The following is a 20,604-nucleotide window of genomic DNA, read 5'->3' as shown; positions in this document are numbered from 1 at the left end:
CCGAACGGACGGCGAGTGACGTGTTGAAGAAAACCCTGTTCCAGTTGCACTGGTTTTTTGGCATCACCGCAGGGCTGGTGCTGGCTCTGATGGGCATCACCGGCGCGGCCTATTCGTTTCAGGACGAGATCCTGCGCGCGCTGAATCCGTCCGTTCTGCAGGTGGAAAAACAGGTCGCCGGAGTGCTGCCGCCGGTGGAACTGGTGGAGCGCATCGAAGCTGCGTCCGGCAAGAAAGTCGCGATGCTCTGGGTCGAGACCGACAGCGGTCACGCCGCACGCGTTTACTTCACCCCACCCAAAGGCGAACGGCGTGGCGAGATGCGCTACTTCGATCCGTACACCGCCGAGTTCAAGGGCGACGCCACTGGCCAGGACTTCTTCGGCCTGATGCTGCAACTGCACCGCTTCCTCGCCATGGGCGACACCGGGCGCAACATCACCGGCGCCTGCACCTTGATGCTGTTGTTCTTCTGCCTTTCTGGTCTGTATTTGCGTTGGCCACGCCAGTGGAACAGCTGGCGCGTGTGGTTGACCCTGGACTGGAAAAAGAAGGGCCGCGCGTTCAATTGGGATCTGCACTCGGTGGCCGGCACCTGGTGCCTTTTGGTCTATCTGCTGCTGGCGTTGACCGGGTTGTCATGGTCGTACGAGTGGTACAACAAAGGCCTGACCCGACTGCTTTCCGACGCGCCGCAAAACGAACGCGTACGCGGCGGTCGCGGCCCGGCGCCGGAAGGCCCGGCACCGACCGCCGACTACGCGGCGATGTGGAGCAGCATCTACAGCGCTGCCGGCCCGGGCCTGGCCGCGTATAACATTCGCATGCCTGCGGTGGCCGGCCAACCGGCGACGGTGTTCTACCTGCTCGACAGCTCACCCCATGACCGCGCGCTGAACCAGATCACCCTCGACCCGGCCACCGGCGTGGTCAAACGCGTCGACCGCTATGCCGACAAAAGCTTCAAGGCCCAACTGCTGACCAGCATTTATGCGCTGCACGTGGGCAGCTATTTCGGCCTTGTCGGGCGCATCATCGTGACGATCGCAGCGGTGTGCATGCCGCTGTTTTTCATCACTGGCTGGCTGCTGTATCTGGATCGTCGGCGCAAGAAAAAGCAGATCAAGGATGCCCGCCAAGGCCTCGCGCAACCGTCCGCCGAGGCTTCGGCCTGGCTGATCGGTTTCGCCAGCCAGAGCGGATTCGCCGAGCAATTAGCGTGGCAGACCGCCGGACAACTACAGGCCGCCGGGCTGCCGGTCAACGTACAGCCACTGGCCAATATCGGCGAACGGGACCTGCGCAATTCCAATAACGCGTTGTTCGTGGTCAGCACCTTCGGCGACGGCGAAGCGCCGGACAGCGCGCGGGGTTTCGAACGCAAAGTGCTGGCCAAGGCCTCGACACTCGACAGCCTCAACTACGCCGTGCTCGGCCTCGGCGATCGGCAGTACGCGCACTTCTGCGGCTTCGCCAAACGCCTGCATCAATGGCTCGGCGAACACGGCGGCAAAACGTTGTTCGCCCCGGTGGAAGTCGACAGCGGCGATCCTTACGCGCTGCGTCACTGGCAAACCCAACTCGGCCAGCTCACCGGACAGGCGCCGAGCGAAACCTGGCAAGCACCCAGCTACGACAACTGGACGCTGGTCCGTCGCGAACTGATGAACCCCGACAGCAGCGGCGCGCCGGTCTACCTGCTCGGCCTCAAAGCCCCGGACACCCGCAGTTGGCTGGCCGGTGACCTGGTCGAAGTGCTGCCACGCAACTGCCCGTGGGCCATCGAACATTTCCTCGACGGCCTCGGCATTCGTGGCGAAACTCAGGTGAAGGTCAACGGCATCGACGAACCACTGGAGGTGGCCCTCGCCTCACGGCAACTGCCCGAACACCGCGCGCATCTGGTCGGCCTACATGCGCAGTCGCTGGTCGACGCGATGGTGCCGCTGGCCATGCGCGAATACTCCATCGCCTCGATTGCCGCTGACGGCGTGCTGGAGCTGATCGTGCGTCAGGAACAGCACAACGACGGCAGCCTCGGCATCGGCTCCGGCTGGCTCACCGAACACGCGCCAGTGGGCGGCAGCATCAGCCTGCGCGTGCGGCGAAACAGCGGTTTCCATCTGCCGAACGAACCCGTGCCAATGATCCTGCTGGGCAACGGCACTGGCCTGGCCGGCCTGCGCAGCCTGCTCAAGGCACGCATTGCCGATGGTCAGCAACGGCAGTGGCTGCTGTTCGGCGAGCGCAACCGCGAGCACGACTTCCTCTGCCGCGCCGAGCTGGAGGAATGGCTGGTCAATGGTGATCTGGCGCGGCTGGATCTGGCGTTTTCGCGGGATCAGGCTGAGAAGGTTTATGTGCAGGATCGCTTGCGTGAGTCTGCGGATGAATTGAAAAAGTGGTTGGCTGATGGTGCAGTTATCTATATCTGCGGCAGCCTTCAGGGGATGGCCTCAGGCGTAGACCAGGCCCTCAGCGATATCCTCGGCAGCGCCGAAGTCGAACGCCTGATCGAACAGGGCCGCTATCGCCGGGATGTTTACTGACCCAACACCATCCCCTGGTGGGAGCGAGCCTGCTCGCGAAGGCGATTTAACAGTCAACATTGGTGTTGGCTGTAAGTCCGCTTTCGCAAGCAGGCTCGCTCCCACAGGGGACGTGCTGCTCAGTCCGGTTGGAGTTTCTGTTCGTAAACAGCGATGCCATCCAGATCCCGCAACACCACGCTCATCTCGCCGCTCTGCCCCTCGATATTCACCTCGCCAAAAAACTGAAACCCGGCAAACGGCGAGGTGTTCTGTGCGGGCGGTGCTTTCTCGAACACCACCTCTGGGCCAAACGTCTTGTCCAGTGGATTCGGCCCGAAACTGCCGGCGTTCAACGGCCCGGCAACAAACTCCCAGAACGGTTCGAAATCCTGAAACGCCGCGCGGTCCGGGTGGTAGTGATGCGCCGCGCAGTAGTGCACGTCCGCCGTCAGAAACACGAAATTACGCACCTGCTGCGCACGTAGAAATCCGAGCAATTCGGCAATTTCCAGTTCACGCCCCTGCGCCGGGCCGGGGTCGCCGTTGGCCACGGCTTCCCAGCGTGCAACCCCCGGGCTGACCTCGCCGTCCGGGACGCCCAGGCCGATGGGCATGTCGGCGGCGATGACTTTCCACTGCGCCGTCGACGCCTGCAATTCACGCTTGAGCCAGTCCAGTTGCTCACGGCCGAGAAACGGTTTTGCCGCGCCCAGGTTGGCATCGTTGGCTTCGCGATAGCTGCGCATATCCAGCACGAACACATCGAGCATCGGTCCGTAGCTGAGCTTGCGATAAATCCGCCCGCCGCCGTCCGCCGCTTGCAAACGCATCGGCGCATATTCCAGCCACGCCTGCCGCGCGCGGCCGACCAGCTTGTGGATATCTTTCTCCTGATAACGCTCATCCAGCTGCTTGCCCGGCGACCAGTTGTTGACCACTTCGTGATCGTCCCACTGCCAGATCTGCGGCACTTCGGCGTTGAAGCGGCGGATGTTTTCGTCCATCAGGTTGTAGCGATAGTTGCCGCGATAATCGTCGAGAGTCTGCGCGACTTTGCTCTTGGCTTCGGTGGTGATATTGCGCCAGATGCGCCCGCTTTCGGTGGTCAGTTGCGCGGGCACCGGGCCGTCGGCGTAGATGGTGTCGCCGCTGTGAATAAAGAAGTCCGGCAGACGCAGGCGCATGGCTTCGTAGATGCGCATGCCGCCGATGTCCGGATTGATCCCGAAGCCCTGGCCGACGGTGTCACCGCTCCAGACAAAACGGATGTCGCGTTTTGTCGTTGGCACGCTGCGCAGATGGCCGAACCACGGTTCGCTGGCGACCCCGCTCTGGGCGTCTTCGAAGTGCACGCGATAGAAAATTGCCTGGTTGGCCGGCAGGCCGGTGAGTTCGACGCGGGCGGTGAAATCACTGCGCGCATCGGCCAGTGGCGAGACGAATTTGCGCGGGTTGCCGAAGAGGCTGCCGGTGTCCCACTCGACCACCAGGCGCGCCGGCCGATCGCTGCGACTCCAGATCATCGCGCGGTCGCCGAGCAGGTCGCCGGACTGCACGCCGTCGGTGAGCTGCGGACGATCCTTGACCGAGGCAATCACCGCCGGCGCCAGCCCCGGCAGCAACAGCCCGGCGCCGACCGCTTGCATGACGCGACGCCGACCGAGATTGAAATCGCTCATGGTGTTCTCCCTGCAAAAGGGAAAACTTAAGCACGGGTGTATGAATCCGCTATGACAATGCAGACTCCTGTGGGAGCGAGCCTGCTCGCGAAGGCGTCCTGCCAGCTACCACATCTTCAGCTGACACTCCGCTTTCGCGAGCAGGCTCGCTCCCACAGGGTTTGGCGGGTATCAGGCGTTGACGGGTTCGACTGCCAACTCGACAGCCTCAGGCCGTTTGAGCAGCGCATACACCACCGCCGTGACCAGGCTCCCCGCAACAATCGCCAGCAGATACAGCAGCGCATGGTTGATCGCATTCGGGATCGCCAGCACGAACAAGCCACCGTGCGGCGCCATCAGTTTGCAGCCGAAGTACATCGACAAGGCACCGGTCAGCGCGCCGCCAGCGATGCTCGCCGGAATCACCCGCAGCGGGTCTTTCGCGGCAAACGGAATCGCCCCTTCGGAGATAAAGCACAGGCCCAGCACGAAAGCCGCTTTGCCGGCCTCGCGTTCAGTCTGGGCGAACTTGCGCCGGGCAATGAAGGTGGCGATGCCCAGGCCAATCGGCGGCACCATGCCGGCGGCCATGGTCGCGGCCATCGGTGCGTAACTCTGCGAGGCCAGCAGCCCCACCGAAAACGCATAGGCAGCCTTGTTGATCGGCCCGCCGAGGTCGACGCACATCATGCCGCCGAGCAACACGCCGAGCAGAATCGCGTTGGTGGTGCCCATGCTGTCGAGGAACTGCGTGAGCGCGGCGAGCATGCCGGCGACCGGTTTGCCGACCACGTAGATCATCACGAGGCCGGTGACCAGACTGGCCAGCAACGGAATGATCAGAATCGGCTTCAGCGCTTCCAGGCTCTGCGGCAATTTCACATAGCGGGCGATGGCTTTGGCGGCATAACCGGCGATGAAACCGGCAATGATCCCGCCGATGAATCCGGCGCCCAGAGTGCCTGCGAGCAAGCCGCCGATCATCCCCGGCGCCAGGCCCGGGCGGTCGGCGATCGAGTAGGCGATGTACCCGGCGAGCAGCGGCACCATCAGCTTGAACGCGGTTTCGCCGCCGATCTGCATCAGTGCCGCCGCCAGCGTGCCTTCTTCCTTGTACGCGGTGATGCCGAACACGAACGACAACGCGATCAGCAAACCACCTGCCACCACCATTGGCAGCATGTACGACACACCCGTGAGCAGGTGTTTGTAGACGCCGGTTTTTTCCGACTTGGCCGCAGCCTTGCCGTCGCTTGCCGCACTTTCTACAGCGCCTTCGGCCAGGGCTTTTTTCAGGGTCGCTTCGGATTGCTTCAGCGCAACGCCAGTGCCGCAGCGATAGATTTTCTTGCCGGCGAAACGCTCGGTGGCGACGTCGATATCCGCCGCCAGCAGCACCACGTCTGCGTCGGCGATGGCCGTTGCGCTGAGTGGTGTTTTCGCGCCGACCGAGCCCTGGGTTTCGACCTGCAATTCATAACCCAGGCGCTTGGCAGTCTGCTGCAACGCTTCGGCGGCCATGAAGGTGTGGGCGACGCCGGTCGGGCAGGCCGTGATAGCAACGATGCGCGGCGCACGTGGCGCGTCAATCGCCGGTTCGACTGCGCTGGCCACGTAGACTTCGGCTTCTTCGGCACCGCGACGCAGTACCGCTTCGACATCCTGCAGCGCCTGCGCCGGAGCGATCTGGAACACGCGCTTGCCGACAAACCGGCTCATGTCCACCGCGCCGGTGGTGACCAGCAAGACCCACTCGGCGGCTTCGATGGTCGCCGCCGACAATTCGCGTTCCGGGTGTGCCGGATCGACCACTTCAACGCTGGTGCTCCAGCCCTGGCGCTGCGCCGCTGCATCGAGCAGGCGCGCGCACAGCACACTGGTGACCATGCCGTTCGGGCAAGCCGTAACAATGGCTAACTTCATGACAAACCCTCTTATTGTTCTGTCAGGGGGCGCACGCGCACGCCCTGTTCGAGCTGCGCCAGTTGCGCTGCGTCGTTGATGCCAAAACCGATCTGGGTCACCGCCATCGCCGCAATCGCGGTGGCGGTGCGCAGGGTTTGCTCCGGCGTATCAGCACTGAGCAGACCGTGGAGCATGCCGGCCAGCAAGGAATCGCCGGCACCGACCGTGCTGGCCACGCTGACCTTCGGCGGCGAGGCATGGAGGGCCGAGCCGACACTGAACCAGTTGACCCCGTCGGCGCCGTGGGAAATCACCACGTGCTCGATGCCTTGCGCATGCAAACGTGCGGCGGCTTGTGCTTCGGCGATCGGCGACACCACTTCGCAGCCGAGGGCGTGGGCCAGTTCTTCGGTGTTCGGCTTGATCAGCCAGGGGCTGGCCTGCAACGCGACGCGCAAGGCTTCGCCGCTGGAATCAAGGGCGACTTTCAAGCCGAGCGCGTTCAAGCTTTCAATCAGCTCGCGCAACCACTGCGCAGTGACGCCGCGCGGCAGACTGCCGGCGACCACCACCGCATCGTGCCCCGGTGCGATCTGCTGCAAGCGATCAAGCAAGGCTTGCTGCGCCGTTGCATCGACCACCGGGCCGGGGCCGTTGATGTCGGTGATGCGCCCGTCCTGTTCGGCGACTTTGATGTTGCTGCGCGTCTCGCCCGGCACGCGGATGAACGCGTCGACAAAACCACGCTTGGCGAACAGGGTTTCGAACGCTTGCAGATTGTCTTCGCCGAGAAAGCCGCTGACGGTGACCTGATGGCCGAGATCCGCCAGCACCTGGGCGACGTTGACGCCTTTGCCCGCAGCGTGGGTGTGCATCTCCTCGCTGCGATTGACCTGACCGGCATCCAGCCGTGACAGCTCGACGGTGAGGTCGAGAGCCGGGTTGAGGGTCAGGGTGAGAATCTTGGCCATTTACAGGGCCTCCACTAATGCGCGTACTTCATTCGCGCTGCCCACGGCCAGGGCCTGTTGAGCGAGGGTTTGCGCCTGGGGCAGGCTGAGTTCACGGATGCGCGCCTTGACTTCGGCAATGCTGCGCCCGGAGACGCTGAGCTCGTCGACACCGAGACCAACCAGCACCGGCACCGCCAGCGGGTCCGCCGCCAGCTCGCCGCAGACGCCCACCCATTTGCCATGGGCATGGGCGGCGCGCACGGTGATGTCGATCAGTTGCAGGACCGCCGGGTGCAAGCCGTCCGCTTGTGCAGACAGGGTCGGATGACCACGGTCGATGGCCAGGGTGTATTGGGTCAGGTCGTTGGTGCCGACGCTGAAGAAGTCGACTTCCTTGGCCAGCACTGGCGCAAGCAACGCGGCCGACGGCACCTCGATCATGATCCCCAGCTGAAGATCGGCGACTGGAATTTCCAAGCGCAGACGCTCGGTCATGTCACGGGCCTGGCGCCACTCTTCGACGCTGCCGACCATCGGGAACATGATCCGCAGCGGACGGTTGTCGGCCGAGCGCAGCAAGGCGCGCAGTTGCGCTTCCATGATCTGTGGCCGCTGCAGAGTCAGGCGAATGCCGCGCACGCCGAGGAACGGGTTTTCTTCCTTGGCAATCGGCCAATACGGCAGCGGTTTATCGCCGCCGACGTCGAGCGTACGAACCACCAGCGGCCGTCCGGCCAGACCATCGAGGACGCGACGGTATTCGGCTTCCTGGGTTGCCTCGTCCGGTGCCTGTGGGTGGGCCATGAAAATCAGTTCGGTGCGCAGCAGACCAATGCCTTCGGCGCCCTGCTCCACCGCGCTGGTCACGCCTGCGCTTTCGCCGATGTTGGCGAACACTTCGACGGCGTGGCCGTCGGTGGTGTGCGCCGGTTGATGGCGTTGTTCGGCGGCGATCTTCAGGCGTTGCTCGCGGGTGTCGCGCTCTTCAGCGGCACGCTTGAGGGTCGCGGCATCGGCGTCGACATGCAGACGGCCACGCTGACCGTCGAGCAATAGCGGCGTGCCCGGCTCGAGCAACAGCACCGCTGCACCCGCGCCGACCAGTGCTGGAATACCGAGCGCGCGGGCGACGATTGCGCTGTGCGCGGTAGCGCCGCCGCGTGCGGTGAGAATCCCTGCCACTCGCGCAGGATCCAGGCGCGCGACATCGGACGGGCCGACTTCGTCCATCACCAGAATGTACGGTTGCTCAGGTTCGTTCGCGGTCTGCACGCCACACAATTGCGCCAGCACCCGGCGACCGATGTCGCGCAGATCGGCGGCACGCTCGGCGAGCAAAGCGTCCTGCAGCGATTCCTGCTGTTTGGCCGCAGCTTCGATCACCGCCATCCACGCCGCTTCGGCGCTTTCGCCTTGCTTGAGGCGGGTGTCGACTTCGTCGGTCAGATCCGGGTCGTCGAGCATTTCCTGGTGAGTGATGAAAATCTCGCGAATCGCCTTGGCCTTGCTGCGTTCGATCAAGCCCTGAATGTCGCGGCGCACGTCGCTCAGCGCTTGCTTGAGGCGCTCGCGCTCGATCGCGGCAGATTCGCCGCGCAACGGATAATCGATGGCTTGCAGGACCTGAATGTGCGCCGGGCCGATGGCGATGCCCGGTGCGGCAGGAATCGCCTGCAACAGGCTGCCGGAGGCCGGGGCGATCAGCACTTCGGCGATGTCGGCGATCACTTCGCGCTGCTGACTCTCGGCCGGCAGCGGCTCGACTTCCTCACCGAGGCCTTCTTCAATCGCCGCGAGCAAGGCCGGCAAGGCATCGCTGGCGATGCTCGGTTCGGCAATCAGCTCCAGCACCTGACCGCGGCGGGCGCCGAGGCTGAGCAGTTTGCTCAGGCTCTTCACCGACACGGCGCTGTCCTGGCTATCGACGATGCGCACGCGTATTTCGCCATCAAAACTCTTCGCCAGTTGCGCGAGGATCTTCGCCGGCCGTGCGTGCAGACCGTGGGCATTGGCCAGGGCAATACGTGCACTCGGCCAGTCGGCAGGCAATTCACCGCCGAGCACTTCAAGGACTTTGCGACTGCTGGTGGCGCGGCCCAGTTCGTGGCCACGACCTTCGATCAGCAACGCGCACAAACGCTCGAGCAGCGCCTGATGCGCTTCGCCCAGACTCGCCAGGCAGAACAGACCACTGAGCGGCTGGCCGAGGTAGCGCATCGGTTTATCCGGGGTGACGAACGCCAGCCCCGGACGCTTCACTGTCTGCTCGCTGTGCAGCCACCACAGGCCGTCGCCCAGGGGCAGCGCTTCGACTTGCTGCAACACGCCGGCAAAGCCGTTGCTCACACAATCGGCCTGACGCAGCAGACGTGCGCCGCGCCAGACCAGTTCTTCGAAATCATCGGCCGACACGCCGAGGCCGATCATCTGCGCATCGAGCGCCAGTTCCTGCGGCGCGCCTTGCAGCAGCTTCAGGAGCGCTTCGGGCGAGCTGGCGCGACGCAGGGCCTGGCCCAGATCGGTCTCGCCGAGGGCGCGGGTCAGCAGTTGCAGCAGGCGCAGGTGTTCATCAGATTTCGCCGCGATGCCGATCGCCAGATAGACGATCTGGCCATCGCCCCAGTCGACGCCGTCGGGAAACTGCATCAGGCGCACGCCGGTGGCGAATACCTGATCGCGGGTTTCCGGGGTACCGTGGGGAATGGCGATGCCTTGACCGAGAAAGGTCGAGCCCTGGGCTTCCCGGGCCTGCAGGCCGGCGAGGTAGCCGTCAGCTACCAGACCATCGGCGACCAGATGACTGGCCAGCAATTGCAGGGCAGCGGGTTTATCCACGGCCGACTGGCCCATGGATATCTGCTCTATAGTGAGCTCGAGCATGCGATCTCCTTTTTGGCGCAGTTCAACGCCAGGTATTGTTTTGAATGGTTCACAGCTTAGGCGCTCTGCCGCGCTTTTCAGCGGCAGTTTTGGCGGTTTCACGGCAGGACCGGCCAAAGGCGTCTAAAACGTAGAAAATACGCTTGCTGAAACGTTTAATCTAGATTGATCGGCACGTTACTCGATAATGTCTCATCCTTGAAGTCCAACTGGTCGGATCTGCCCAGGCAATAAGTCGACTGCCCTTATCGGGTAGGATTGGCGAAAATGTCGCGGCATGCTCGAAAAAACAAGGAAATACCGGGTTGAAACTCAGTGATATCGCGCGGTTGGCCGGCGTCTCCGTCACCACCGCCAGCTACGTCATCAACGGCAAGGCCGAACAGCAACGCATCAGCAACGCGACCGTCGAGCGCGTGCGCGCGGTGGTCGATCTGCACGGCTTCACGCCCAATCCGCAAGCGGCCGGTCTGCGCAGTCGGCACACGCGCACCCTGGGTTTTATCCTGCCGGATCTGGAAAACCCCAGTTACGCGCGGATCGCCAAGTTGCTCGAACAAGGCGCGCGGGCTCGCGGCTATCAATTGCTGATCGCCAGCTCCGACGATGCGCCGGACAGCGAGCGCCAGTTGCTGCAACTGTTCCGCGCCCGTCGTTGCGATGCGCTGATCGTTGCCAGTTGCCTGCCGACCGGTGATGACAGCTATCGGCAGTTGCAGGCCAAGGGGCTGCCGATCATCGCCATCGACCGGGTCATGGAGCCGGAGCATTTCTGCTCGGTGATCAGCGACGACCGCGAGGCCAGCCTGCATCTGACCCAGAGCCTGCTCGATCCGCAGCCAAAGCAGATCGTGCTGCTCGGCGCACGGCCGGAGCTGAGCATCAGCCAGGAACGTGCCGCCGGTTTCCGCGCAGCGCTCAACGATTTCAAAGGTGAGGTGCTGGTCGAGCACGCCGAGTCGTTCAGCCGTGAGTGCGGCAAGCAATTGATGGAAGAACTCCTGCAGCGTCTGGGGCATTTGCCTGACGCACTGGTGACCACTTCCTACGTGCTGCTGCAGGGCGTGTTCGATGCGCTGCATGATTTCCCGCTGAAATCGCGGCCGCTGCGCCTCGGCACCTTCGGCGACACGCAACTGCTGGATTTCCTGCCGCTGCCGGTCAACGCCATGTCCCAGCAACACCAATTGATCGCCGACAAGGCCTTGGAACTGGCCCTGGCCGCCGTCGAGCAGGATGACTACCAACCGGGCGTGCAAGCCATCGCGCGGACCTTCAAGCAGCGTATTCATCGGGACTGAATCGTGGAGCTGATCGACAGCCACACCCACCTCGACTTTCCCGACTTCGACGCCGATCGCGCGGCGCTGCTGGCCGAAAGCCGCGCCCTCGGCGTGCGGCGCATCGTCGTGCTGGGGGTGCATCAGGGCAACTGGCAACGGGTGTGGGATCTGGTGCAGAGCGATGCCGAGCTGTATGCGGCGTTCGGATTGCACCCGGTATTTCTCGATCAGCATCGCCCCGAAGATTTGAGCGCGCTGGGGGACTGGCTGACGCGCTTGCGCGGAAATCGTCAGCTGTGTGCGGTGGGCGAGATCGGCCTGGATTACTTCATCGAAAACCTCGATCGCGAGCGGCAACAGTCGTTGTTCGAAGCGCAGCTGCAACTGGCGGCGGACTTCGAGTTGCCAGCGCTGATCCACGTACGCCGCAGTCATGCAGCAGTGATCGCCACGCTCAAGCGCTTCAAACTCAAACGCGCCGGCATCATCCACGCCTTCGCCGGCAGTCGCGAGGAAGCGCGGGAGTACATCAAGCTCGGGTTCAAACTGGGCCTCGGCGGCGCACCGACCTGGCCGCAGGCATTGCGCATGCATCGGGTGCTGCCGGAACTGCCGCTGCAATCGGTGGTACTGGAAACCGACTCACCAGACATGGCCCCCGCCATGTTCCCCGGCCAGCGCAACAGCCCGGCGCATCTGCCGGCGATTTGCGCGGCGCTGGCCGAGCTGATGAATATCACGCCTGAACAACTGGCCAACGCCAGCACCGCCAACTGCTGCGAAGTCTTCGGCTGGTAACACCGCAAATCCCCTGTGGGAGCGAGCCTGCTCGCGAAAGCAATCTGTCAGTGACATCGCCAGTGCCTGACCCACCGCCTTCGCGAGCAGCCTCGCTCCCACATTTTTGATCCGGTTCCAGCCTTTCAGACACGAAACGCACTGATCAGCTGTTTGAGCTCAACCACCTGCGCCGACAGCGCGCGGCTGGCATCTTCGGTCTGGTGTGCGCCTTGTGCTGTGCGTTCGCCAGCGCGGTTGATCTCGACGATGTTCTGATCGATGTCGTGGGCCACGGCGGTCTGCTGTTCGACGGCAGCGGCGATCTGCTGGTTCTGATCGACGATCATGCCCACCGCGCCAAGGATGTTTTCCAGCGCCTGCTGGACCTTCTCCGACTGGCCCACCGTGCCGTTGGCCATCTGATGGCTGACGCCCATGGCCTTCACCGCCGCGCCGACCCCGCCGTGCAGCTTGGCGATCATCTGCTCGATTTCTTCGGTCGATTGCTGGGTACGCTTGGCCAAGGTGCGTACTTCGTCGGCGACCACCGCAAAACCGCGCCCCTGCTCGCCGGCCCGGGCCGCTTCAATGGCGGCGTTGAGCGCCAGCAGATTGGTCTGTTCGGCGATGCTCTTGATCACCTCAAGCACACGGCTGATCGACTGGCTGTCGCTGGCCAGTTGATTGATCACCAGCACCGACTGATCGATTTCGCTGGCCAGCGCGGCAATGCTGCCCTGCTGCGATTCCACCAGCCCGCGCCCGCTGAGGGTTTCGTCGTTGACGCTGTGGGCGCTGCTCACCGCCGCAGCAGCACTGCGCGCGACTTCCATTGAAGTCGCCGACATCTGGTTCATCGCCGTCGCCACTTGTTCGATCTGCGAGCGCTGCCCAGCGACAGCCTGATTGCTCTGCGCCGACACGCTTTCGACCTGGCCGGCCTGACGCTCGACCTCGCCGACGGTATGACCGACACGTTCGATCAAGTCGTGAATCTTCTTCACCGTGCCGTTGAACACCTCGCCCAACTCGCCCAGTTCATCGCGGCTGCTGGCCTTGAAGTTGACGGTCATGTCACCAGCCGCGACCTTGTCCATCATGGCGCCCAGGCTTTTCAGGGTGGTGCGGGTCGAGGCGTAGAAACCGCCATAAAGATAGAAAATCAGCACGAACACCACCGACAGTGCCGAGGCTTGCAGAATCATGTGCGTGCGGTTCTGCGCCAGACGCTGCTGCAATTGGCTGTCGAGGAATTTCAGCGTGGCCTGATTGAGCTGGTAGGTGTGTTCCATCAGCCCGGTCACTTGGTCGTAAAACGCCTGCCACGGCGCATCGAGGGTGTCGGCCATCACCACTTGTTCTTCGAACAGCTCGCTGGCCTGCTTGAGCGAGGCCTTGCTGATGTCAGCCTGGGCACTGAGGGATTCGCGTGCAGCGCTGCTGGAACCGAGGGCGTCCTGCAGTTTCAGGGCGTATTCGGCCTGGAGTTTTTCGATCTGCACCAGCAACTCGTCAAAACGCGTGCTCGAGGAACTGTTGAGAAAACCCTGACCCAACGAATATGAACCCATCGCCCGGCCCTCGCCGAGGGTTTGCGTGACGCTGGGGGTAATCAGCGTGACCAGTTCGCTGAGCTGACGAATGTCGCTCTGGTTGTCGCGGCTCAACCCGGCCTGACTGGTGATGATCTGGCTGAAAATCTGCGCACTGGCCAGCAACTTGCCAATCAACGCGCTTTTGCTTTGCAGCGAGCTCTCCGCTTGCTGGGCCTTGAACGCGGCGATCATTTCATCGCGCTTGGCCTCGAACTGCTTGATCTGCTCGGGGTCTTCGGTCATCGCCGTCAGCCCTTCGAGCCGCGCGAGCACGGCTTGCTCCAGCGCCTGGATCTGCGCCTCGACATTGCCGGCCTTGCCGGACTGGCCGAGGGTGACGTCGATCTGCACCAGATTATTCAGGGTCTCCAGATCCCGGCGCAGGCTCAGGCTGCTGCCCAACAGGTCGAGGCTCTGCAGTTCGACGCGGGTGCCCTGAAACTCGCGATAGGAATCGCGCACCAGGTAGAAATTGGTCACCAGCATCGGCACCAGGAACAGCACGCTGATCAGGCTGAACTTCATGCCGAAGCTCAGACGGTTCATCAGCGAGACGGCGGGATAGAGCAAGCTCTTCACTGGAAGTCTCCCTTGGTTTTTCTTGTTTTTATTGGCAGGCGCGGGACGACAGCAGATAGCCACTATCGGGCGCTATCTCTGTATAGCGTAAATCGGCGGGAGGTTTTGTAACTTATGGTTACTGATGAATGGTGGAACAGGGTTTTCTGGGCTGCGGCGCAGCCCCTCGGGGATAAATCCCCTCGCCACAATGAGTTTCACTCTGGCTTATCAGTGAACCAGAACCGTCCACAAGGCAAACCCGGCATACCACAGCACCGCCGCGCGCAGCAGCAGTTCCCACAGGCAATCGAGAGTGTTGATGCCGTCCGGGCCGACCACTGGCGGTGGAACTTCCCCGGCGGCCAGGCCGACCTTGTTGATCAACTGCGCAGCGCTGATGTTCCAGTTCAGCAGCTCATGCAGCATCACTCGGCTGACCGCGACGAAATTGCCGACCAACGCAAGACTCGCCGCCAGCAAACGCACCGGCACCCAATCGAAAGCGTGACGCAATTGCGCAGCACGCTCGACCAGCGCCGGATTGCTGCCGTGCTCTTCGGCCAGCGCCAACAGGCGATAAGCCAATGCCGCCACCGGACCGAGGAGGAAGTACCAGAAGATCACCGCAAAAAAACTCTGATAGGCCTGCCACAGCAGATGCCCCTGCACTTGCTCAAGCAATTGCTCGCCGCTGTCGGCGCAGATGTCCAGGTCGCGCTTGGCGACGTGCGCCGCCGCTTGCAGATCCTCACGGCGCCAGGCATCGCGGAACGGTCCGAGGCCGCCGAGCAGATCGCCGCGTCCGAGGCTGTAAATCACCACCAGCAAATGCACCGGCAGCGCCAGCAGACCGTACGCCACCGGTTCCAGCACCAGCAGCAACAGCGCCAGCAACGCCACCGGGCACAGCACCAGAATCGTCAGCACCAGCCACGGTTGCCTGGCCAGCCGTTTGCTGTTTTCGAGTTTGTGCAGTTCGCGGATCCATCCGCCGTCGCGTTGAAGCCGATGACGCAGGGCCGAAAACTTCTCGATCCACACCGCCAGCAGTAACACCAGAAAACTCATTGTCCTTCCTCTTTTGCCAGGGCTGCGCGGTAGCGTGCCCAGTCGAATGCCGGTCCCGGATCGGTCTTGCGCCCCGGCGCGATATCGCTGTGGCCACAGATACGCTGATCGGTGATCGCCGGAAAACGTTTCTGCAACTGCCGGGTCAGCGCAGTCAACGAACAATACTGTTCGTCGGTGAACGGCAGATCATCGGTGCCTTCCAGCTCGATGCCCACGGAAAAATCGTTACAGGTTTCACGGCCTTCGAACATCGAAACGCCGGCATGCCACGCGCGCTCCAGACAGGAGACAAACTGGGTGACCTTGCCGTCACGTTCGATCAGAAAATGCGCCGAGACACGCAGGTCAGCGATGCCTGCAAAGTACGGGTCTTCGGTGACATCCAGACGATTCTGGAAAAATTCCTGAACCTTGCCCGTGGCGAATTGCGCCGGCGGCAGGCTGATGTTGTGGATGACCAACAGGGACACTTCGCCCGCCGGGCGCTCATTGAAGTTGGGCGACGGGCAGATCTGCACGCCATGACACCACCCGCTCGCGGGATCCAACTGCATACCGATTCCTTCAACGCCGACCATGTGGGCGCCCAGTATGCCGCGATCCGCCCTCACCGCGCGATCACTTGCCGCGATTGAGTCGCCGTAGGTCGCCCAACACCGATTCCAGTGCGCGGTCGAACAGCAAGGTGTCATCTAGCGCACGCGCGGCGCCACGGCTGAAAGCCAAGGCGAGGTCGGTGCGGCTGTGCTCCAGCACTTTCGTCCCGGTGCGGTCGACGAAGACATATTTGCCGGTCTCTTCGATGATCGCGGCGAGTTTGCAACGCAAGGTCTGTTCCTCGTCTGCGTCGAACACCACCCAGTGGCCCACACGCAACTGCTCGACCTGAGACAGACCGGCAGCGTCTTGCGCCAGGCGCGGCGCCGGGGTGGCTGCTGCCTGGTGGGCACTGTGCTGCAAGACCTCGGGCGTGACTTCGATCAGCGGCATGGCGCTGTGATCGGCATCGTCGGAACGCTCCAGCACGCGCACGTGCAGAGCCTCCAGCTCACTGAAAAATTCGCTGGTGGCAAACGGGTCGAACGCGGTACTGCTCAGGCCATCGCGCAGCGACTTGAGCAAGCCCGGCACCAGCGCCAGCAGGCGCAGGCTGGATTCGCCGTCGTCATGGCGCTGCACGCTCCAGACCAACTGTTCCATGGTCTGCACGTCGGCGTGCCATTCGGCAGACTGATCGCCATGCTTGAGGCAGGTCAGCAACAGCACTTTGCTCCAGGCCTGCTGGACGAAACTCACCACCGTCGCCGGCAGCACTTTGCCCAGTAGCGCCTGTTGCAACGCCTGCGCGACACGCCGTTGAGCCAGCTCGGCCTTCGCCCGGCCTTCCTCGGCGTCCCGCAAGCGTTGTTCAAGCAGTTCGGTGCGGCGGCGCTCTTCCTGAGTGAAGGCGAGGAAGTCGGCGAGCAGTTCGGAGAAGATCGCCGGGTCGTCGACAAACTCGCTGAGCAAGCGCTGTACCACTTGCTCGATGCGCACGTAGAGGTTGTCGCGCTCAGCACCGTCGCAATCGCTCCAGCCCATTGCGGCCTCGGCGATTTCATTGAGCAGGCGCCGCGCCGGGTGGGTGCTGCGGCTGAAGAAACTCTTGTCCAGCACCGCAACCTTGAGCATCGGAATCTGCAATCGGCCGATCAGCGCCTTGAGCGCGTCAGGCACATTGCGATCGTCGAGGATGCAGTCGAAGACCATGGCGATCAGGTTGATCACATCTTCGTCGGCAGTCGCGACGACGCGGGAGCGGCCGCTCCTGACGCTGACCCGGGTCAGCAGTTGCTCGAGCTGATGGCGCAGATCGAAATCTTCCTGGGCCTCAAGCGCCGGTACGTATTGCTGCAAGTGCGACAACAAACGCAACAGGTCGCGGGTGTTGATCGGATGCGCCGGGGCGCCGGGCTCCAGGGTCGGTGTGACGCGGCCGCGCACCTGGGCGAGCAATTGCTGCATCGCGGCGAACACTTCCTCGATGCCTTCGTCCGCTGGCGGCTCGTCGAGATCTTCAATCAATGTGTCGCTGTCCGCAGGCTCGACCATGCGACGAGCCACGGCGGGCTTCAGATGTGGCAACACGCCGGTGGCGAGCAACAGCTGATTGGCCTCGCCATACAGCTGCTCGGTGTCAGCCAGCACATAGCGTTCGAACAGTTTGAGCAGGATCAGCTTGACCTTGATCTCGACGCCGAGGTTACGCCCGGCCTGCAGGAAATATTCGCAGAGCATCGCCGGACTCAGCGGGTTGTGCTGATCGTCCAGACGCTTGCCGAGCATCGAGCTGAAGCGGGCGGTCAGTTGGTCGAGAGCGAAGCCGTCGCGCTTGAGCACACGACTGACCATGGTCTGCACAGCGACGGTACGCTCCATGGCATCGGTGCGCGGCGCCGACTCTTCGACCACCGGCGTGCGTGGCAGGGTGTTGGCGGCGGGGTCGTATTGGGTAAGGCCCGCGAAGGCTTCAAAGAACAGTTCAAGAAAGCCGCGCTCGATATTCTTGCGCTTGAGGCGCAGGTCGCGCATGGCTTCGAAAAAGATGTTCTGATCGACGTCGTTGCGCGCCCGGTCGGCCATTTCGAACAGCGTGTCGTCGGCGTTATCGAACAGCTCCTGCAAATCGTGGCGCAGCTGCTGCGCAGCCTTGTCGCGGACCTGCAGCAAAATCACCGGCAAGCGGGCAAGCGGCGAGTGGTCCGCCAGATCGGCAGTCGCCCGGTGCAAAGGCACCACTTTCCCGTCGTTGCGCATCCAAGCCTCCTGGAACGGTGATTCGGTTCGTCGCTTTCGACACTGCCCCAGCGGAGTCGTTCGTCAAAGCCATGACGTCAAATACAAGGCGGATTATCTGGCAAAAGAGGCCGGCGATGCTATAGGCCTCAGGGTTTCCCCTATACGCCATACACCTCGCACTCAGCGCAGGAAAATCGACCAGATGCGCCAGGCACGCACGTTCTCGCCTTGGGTTGGCTCGCGCCCTGCCCCTATAATCGAACCACTTTGTTTGTGGAGTCCGTTATGCCGAATCTACGTCTCGCCGATCTGACCGCCGAAATCGAAAACAACGTGCGCCGTGCGTTGCTCGAAGACGTCGGCAGCGGCGACATCACCGCGCAACTGATCCCGGCCGAACGCCTGGCCAAAGCCACCATCATCACCCGTGACGACGCCGTCATCTGCGGTACCGCGTGGGTCGATGCGGTGTTTCGCCAGCTCGATCCGCGCGTGGCGGTGCATTGGCAAGTGGTCGACGGCCAGCGGGTCAAAGCCAATCAGCCGCTGTTTCACCTGGAAGGCCCGGCTCGCTCACTGCTGACCGGTGAACGCAGCGCGTTGAACTTCCTGCAGTTGCTGTCCGGCGTAGCCACGCGCGCGCAGTACCTGGCGGACTTCGTCGGCGAGACGCAGGTCAAGTTGCTCGACACGCGCAAAACCTTGCCGGGCCTGCGGATGGCGCAGAAATACGCAGTGACCTGCGGCGGCTGCCACAACCATCGCATCGGTCTTTACGACGCCTTCCTGATCAAGGAAAACCACATCGCCGCCAGCGGCGGCATCGCCGAAGCCGTGGCCGCCGCACACAAGATCGCCCCGGGCAAACCGGTGGAAATCGAAGTGGAAAGTCTTGAGGAATTGAAGCAAGCGCTGGAAGCCGGCGCCGACATCATCATGCTCGACGAACTGAGCCTGGATGACATGCGTGAAGCCGTACGCCTGACCGCCGGCAAAGCGAAACTGGAAGCCAGCGGCGGCATCAACGAAAGCACGCTGCTGCCGATCGCCGAAACGGGCGTGGATTACATTTCGATTGGTGCGATGACCAAGGATGTCAAAGCGGTGGACCTGTCGATGCGACTGAGCCTCTAGACGCAGCGGCAAACTACAAGCTACAAGCCAAGCGACTCTGCTTTGACTTGCAGCTTGTAGCTAGAAGCTCGCAGCTGCTCTTATACGACGAGATTATTCATCTCGCAGTACTCTTCCCACTCGACACCCAATACCTCCGCCGCTTCCTTGTGCAGCACGAGGCGCTGCGCCTCGAACTCCTCCGGCGTGCTCGTGTACTTGAGGGTCAGCTCCCACGGCTGCAAGCCCTGCGCTTCGGCTTCGTCTTCGAAGGCCCACTGGATCTGGTCTTTTTGATCATCGGGACTCAGGTCCTTGATCTCATCCTTCAGATCCGGCACATCCAGAAGGTATTTTTCCAGCGCTTGTTCGTGGCGTTGCTCTTGGGTCAATTCAGTCATGGGGTTCTCGCTGATCTTAGGAATGGAGGATGGATCTGGATCATCAAGGATCTCTCTGACGCAGGAAGCCATTGGAAGCTCGGTTTTTCCTGGCCTTCAGGACCATTCGTGGATCATATGAAAACAACGGTGCTTGCTTGTCTGGTACGAAGGAATCCTAACAGAGACGCAAGCCAGTGCAACCGGGGGAATGAAATGAAGGGTGGTATGCGCTTGGTTACAGTTTCCTGTTTCCATGCGCGAAATTCACTGCGTATAAATCCTCGCCATCGCCTTTGAGGTCAAGGCAAACGAAACCTTCACATTGACCGCCCAAAAACAGGCAACTATATTCAGTTGCAATCATAGGCCAGCATGTCAAAGACTGAAAAACTTCTCGCCAAACTAGTCAACGGCCAAAGCGCATTCACATGGTCCGAGCTTGTCACTCTGTTGGCGCGTCTTGGTTACTCTCAGCTGGAAGGATCCGGTAGCAGGATCAAATTCGACAACGGGAATCCGAGCGCAATGATCAACCTGCACAAGCCACATCCCGGAAATGAAATCAAAACATACGCAAGACGCCAGATTATCGAGCAACTGAAAACAGGAGGCCTGATTCCATGAGTTCCCAGCTGCACTACAAAGGCTATGTTGGCTCTATCGAGGCGAGCACGGAAGATAAGTGCCTGTTCGGAAAACTCCTTTTCATCAGGGCGCTGGTTAATTATGAAGGACAAACGGTGGCTGAACTGGAAGCAGCCTTTCGCGAGGCGGTAGATGACTATTTACAAACCTGTCAGCAGCTCGGGCAGAAGCCTGAAATCCCATGCAAAGGATCGTTCAATGTTCGCATAGGTCACGATCTGCATTTAGCAGCGGCTCTGGCGGCAACCCGTCAAAATGTGTCGTTGAATGATCTGACACGTCAAGCACTGAACGAATACCTCCAACACCACGCATAAAACCGAAGGCGAAAATTTTTTGCCCGAGACAGGAATCGAACCTGCGACCTTCGCGTTACGAGTGCGCTGCTCTACCGGCTGAGCTACACGGGCGGTGGGCTAAACCTAGCACCGGTCTCGAGCTGCGGCAAATTTGTGGGTTGTCTGA

General features: G+C 62.1%; 15 protein-coding genes and 1 tRNA gene. 6 read left to right on the top strand and 10 right to left on the bottom strand.

The features are described from left to right. The first annotated feature begins 20 nt into the window (after positions 1 to 20). The gene (locus tag BXA01_RS20240) at positions 21 to 2,549 is read left to right on the top strand and encodes a PepSY domain-containing protein (protein ID WP_076567783.1); all 2,529 of its coding nucleotides are present in this window, start codon (positions 21 to 23) and stop codon (positions 2,547 to 2,549) included. A gap of 119 nt (positions 2,550 to 2,668) precedes the next feature. On the opposite strand, the gene BXA01_RS20235 is transcribed toward BXA01_RS20240, so the two are convergent. The 4 genes from BXA01_RS20235 to ptsP all read right to left on the bottom strand — a co-directional run bounded on the left by BXA01_RS20235 (position 2,669) and on the right by ptsP (position 9,930). Further along, positions 2,669 to 4,210, bottom strand: a complete 1,542-nt coding sequence (locus BXA01_RS20235; protein WP_076565809.1) for an alkaline phosphatase D family protein — start codon at positions 4,208 to 4,210, stop codon at positions 2,669 to 2,671. 171 nt (positions 4,211 to 4,381) lie between these two features. Then, positions 4,382 to 6,115 (bottom strand): PTS fructose-like transporter subunit IIB, encoded by a 1,734-nt coding sequence (locus BXA01_RS20230; protein WP_076565807.1) that lies wholly within the window; start codon positions 6,113 to 6,115, stop codon positions 4,382 to 4,384. Positions 6,116 to 6,126: 11 nt separating this feature from the next. Next, complete coding sequence (pfkB, locus tag BXA01_RS20225) at positions 6,127 to 7,068, bottom strand: 1-phosphofructokinase (protein ID WP_076565805.1); 942 nt, start codon at positions 7,066 to 7,068, stop codon at positions 6,127 to 6,129. Further along, the gene (gene ptsP, locus BXA01_RS20220) at positions 7,069 to 9,930 is read right to left on the bottom strand and encodes a phosphoenolpyruvate--protein phosphotransferase (RefSeq protein WP_076565803.1); all 2,862 of its coding nucleotides are present in this window, start codon (positions 9,928 to 9,930) and stop codon (positions 7,069 to 7,071) included. 305 nt (positions 9,931 to 10,235) lie between these two features. On the opposite strand from ptsP, the gene cra reads away from it, so the two are divergent. Both cra and BXA01_RS20210 read left to right on the top strand, forming a co-directional pair. Further along, positions 10,236 to 11,231 carry a catabolite repressor/activator gene (gene cra, locus BXA01_RS20215; RefSeq protein ID WP_076565801.1) on the top strand — a complete coding sequence of 332 codons (996 nt, stop codon included), beginning with the start codon at positions 10,236 to 10,238 and terminating at the stop codon, positions 11,229 to 11,231. Positions 11,232 to 11,234: 3 nt separating this feature from the next. Then, positions 11,235 to 12,011, top strand: a complete 777-nt coding sequence (locus BXA01_RS20210; protein ID WP_076565799.1) for a TatD family hydrolase — start codon at positions 11,235 to 11,237, stop codon at positions 12,009 to 12,011. A gap of 125 nt (positions 12,012 to 12,136) precedes the next feature. On the opposite strand, the gene BXA01_RS27770 is transcribed toward BXA01_RS20210, so the two are convergent. The 4 genes from BXA01_RS27770 to BXA01_RS20190 all read right to left on the bottom strand — a co-directional run bounded on the left by BXA01_RS27770 (position 12,137) and on the right by BXA01_RS20190 (position 18,016). Beyond that, positions 12,137 to 12,826, bottom strand: a complete 690-nt coding sequence (locus tag BXA01_RS27770; RefSeq protein ID WP_370695133.1) for a methyl-accepting chemotaxis protein — start codon at positions 12,824 to 12,826, stop codon at positions 12,137 to 12,139. Positions 12,827 to 14,377: 1,551 nt separating this feature from the next. Further along, positions 14,378 to 15,217 carry a regulatory signaling modulator protein AmpE gene (gene ampE / locus BXA01_RS20200; protein ID WP_076565795.1) on the bottom strand — a complete coding sequence of 280 codons (840 nt, stop codon included), beginning with the start codon at positions 15,215 to 15,217 and terminating at the stop codon, positions 14,378 to 14,380. Beyond that, positions 15,214 to 15,774: a 1,6-anhydro-N-acetylmuramyl-L-alanine amidase AmpD gene (gene ampD, locus BXA01_RS20195; RefSeq protein ID WP_076565793.1), complete on the bottom strand. Its 561-nt coding sequence runs from the start codon at positions 15,772 to 15,774 to the stop codon at positions 15,214 to 15,216. The genes ampE and ampD overlap by 4 nt, the downstream gene beginning before the upstream one ends. Before the next feature lie 64 nt (positions 15,775 to 15,838). After that, positions 15,839 to 18,016 (bottom strand): DUF1631 domain-containing protein, encoded by a 2,178-nt coding sequence (locus BXA01_RS20190; RefSeq protein WP_076565791.1) that lies wholly within the window; start codon positions 18,014 to 18,016, stop codon positions 15,839 to 15,841. 267 nt (positions 18,017 to 18,283) lie between these two features. On the opposite strand from BXA01_RS20190, the gene nadC reads away from it, so the two are divergent. Further along, complete coding sequence (nadC, locus tag BXA01_RS20185; RefSeq protein WP_076565789.1) at positions 18,284 to 19,132, top strand: carboxylating nicotinate-nucleotide diphosphorylase; 849 nt, start codon at positions 18,284 to 18,286, stop codon at positions 19,130 to 19,132. 80 nt (positions 19,133 to 19,212) lie between these two features. Here the strand turns inward: nadC and BXA01_RS20180 are convergent, their stop codons facing one another. Further along, positions 19,213 to 19,512, bottom strand: a complete 300-nt coding sequence (locus tag BXA01_RS20180) for a DUF6388 family protein (RefSeq protein WP_076565788.1) — start codon at positions 19,510 to 19,512, stop codon at positions 19,213 to 19,215. Positions 19,513 to 19,866: 354 nt separating this feature from the next. On the opposite strand from BXA01_RS20180, the gene BXA01_RS20175 reads away from it, so the two are divergent. After that, positions 19,867 to 20,118: a type II toxin-antitoxin system HicA family toxin gene (locus tag BXA01_RS20175; RefSeq protein ID WP_056782877.1), complete on the top strand. Its 252-nt coding sequence runs from the start codon at positions 19,867 to 19,869 to the stop codon at positions 20,116 to 20,118. Then, complete coding sequence (locus BXA01_RS20170; protein ID WP_056782875.1) at positions 20,115 to 20,456, top strand: type II toxin-antitoxin system HicB family antitoxin; 342 nt, start codon at positions 20,115 to 20,117, stop codon at positions 20,454 to 20,456. Before BXA01_RS20175 ends, BXA01_RS20170 begins: the two co-directional genes overlap by 4 nt. A 20-nt stretch (positions 20,457 to 20,476) precedes the next feature. On the opposite strand, the gene BXA01_RS20165 is transcribed toward BXA01_RS20170, so the two are convergent. Further along, a tRNA-Thr gene (locus BXA01_RS20165) sits at positions 20,477 to 20,549 on the bottom strand. Between the last annotated feature and the right edge of the window lie 55 nt (positions 20,550 to 20,604).

The organism is Pseudomonas sp. B10, from assembly GCF_900156235.1.
In the GTDB taxonomy this organism is placed as follows: domain Bacteria; phylum Pseudomonadota; class Gammaproteobacteria; order Pseudomonadales; family Pseudomonadaceae; genus Aquipseudomonas; species Aquipseudomonas siliginis.
The sequence above is the reverse complement of the archived record's forward strand: the minus strand, read 5'-3'. Positions and strand labels throughout refer to the sequence as shown.

Excerpts from the sequence above, each read along its gene's own strand:
- ampD (WP_076565793.1), bottom strand. The coding sequence starts at position 15,774 with ATGCAGTTGGATCCCGCGAGCGGGTGGTGTCATGGCGTGCAGATCTGC.
- BXA01_RS20175 (WP_056782877.1), top strand. The coding sequence starts at position 19,867 with ATGTCAAAGACTGAAAAACTTCTCGCCAAACTAGTCAACGGCCAAAGC.
- nadC (WP_076565789.1), top strand. The coding sequence starts at position 18,284 with ATGCCGAATCTACGTCTCGCCGATCTGACCGCCGAAATCGAAAACAAC.
- ptsP (WP_076565803.1), bottom strand. The coding sequence starts at position 9,930 with ATGCTCGAGCTCACTATAGAGCAGATATCCATGGGCCAGTCGGCCGTG.
- BXA01_RS20180 (WP_076565788.1), bottom strand. The coding sequence starts at position 19,512 with ATGACTGAATTGACCCAAGAGCAACGCCACGAACAAGCGCTGGAAAAA.
- BXA01_RS20235 (WP_076565809.1), bottom strand. The coding sequence starts at position 4,210 with ATGAGCGATTTCAATCTCGGTCGGCGTCGCGTCATGCAAGCGGTCGGC.
- ampE (WP_076565795.1), bottom strand. The coding sequence starts at position 15,217 with ATGAGTTTTCTGGTGTTACTGCTGGCGGTGTGGATCGAGAAGTTTTCG.
- BXA01_RS27770 (WP_370695133.1), bottom strand. The coding sequence starts at position 12,826 with ATGGAAGTCGCGCGCAGTGCTGCTGCGGCGGTGAGCAGCGCCCACAGC.
- BXA01_RS20190 (WP_076565791.1), bottom strand. The coding sequence starts at position 18,016 with ATGCGCAACGACGGGAAAGTGGTGCCTTTGCACCGGGCGACTGCCGAT.
- BXA01_RS20230 (WP_076565807.1), bottom strand. The coding sequence starts at position 6,115 with ATGAAGTTAGCCATTGTTACGGCTTGCCCGAACGGCATGGTCACCAGT.
- pfkB (WP_076565805.1), bottom strand. The coding sequence starts at position 7,068 with ATGGCCAAGATTCTCACCCTGACCCTCAACCCGGCTCTCGACCTCACC.
- BXA01_RS20170 (WP_056782875.1), top strand. The coding sequence starts at position 20,115 with ATGAGTTCCCAGCTGCACTACAAAGGCTATGTTGGCTCTATCGAGGCG.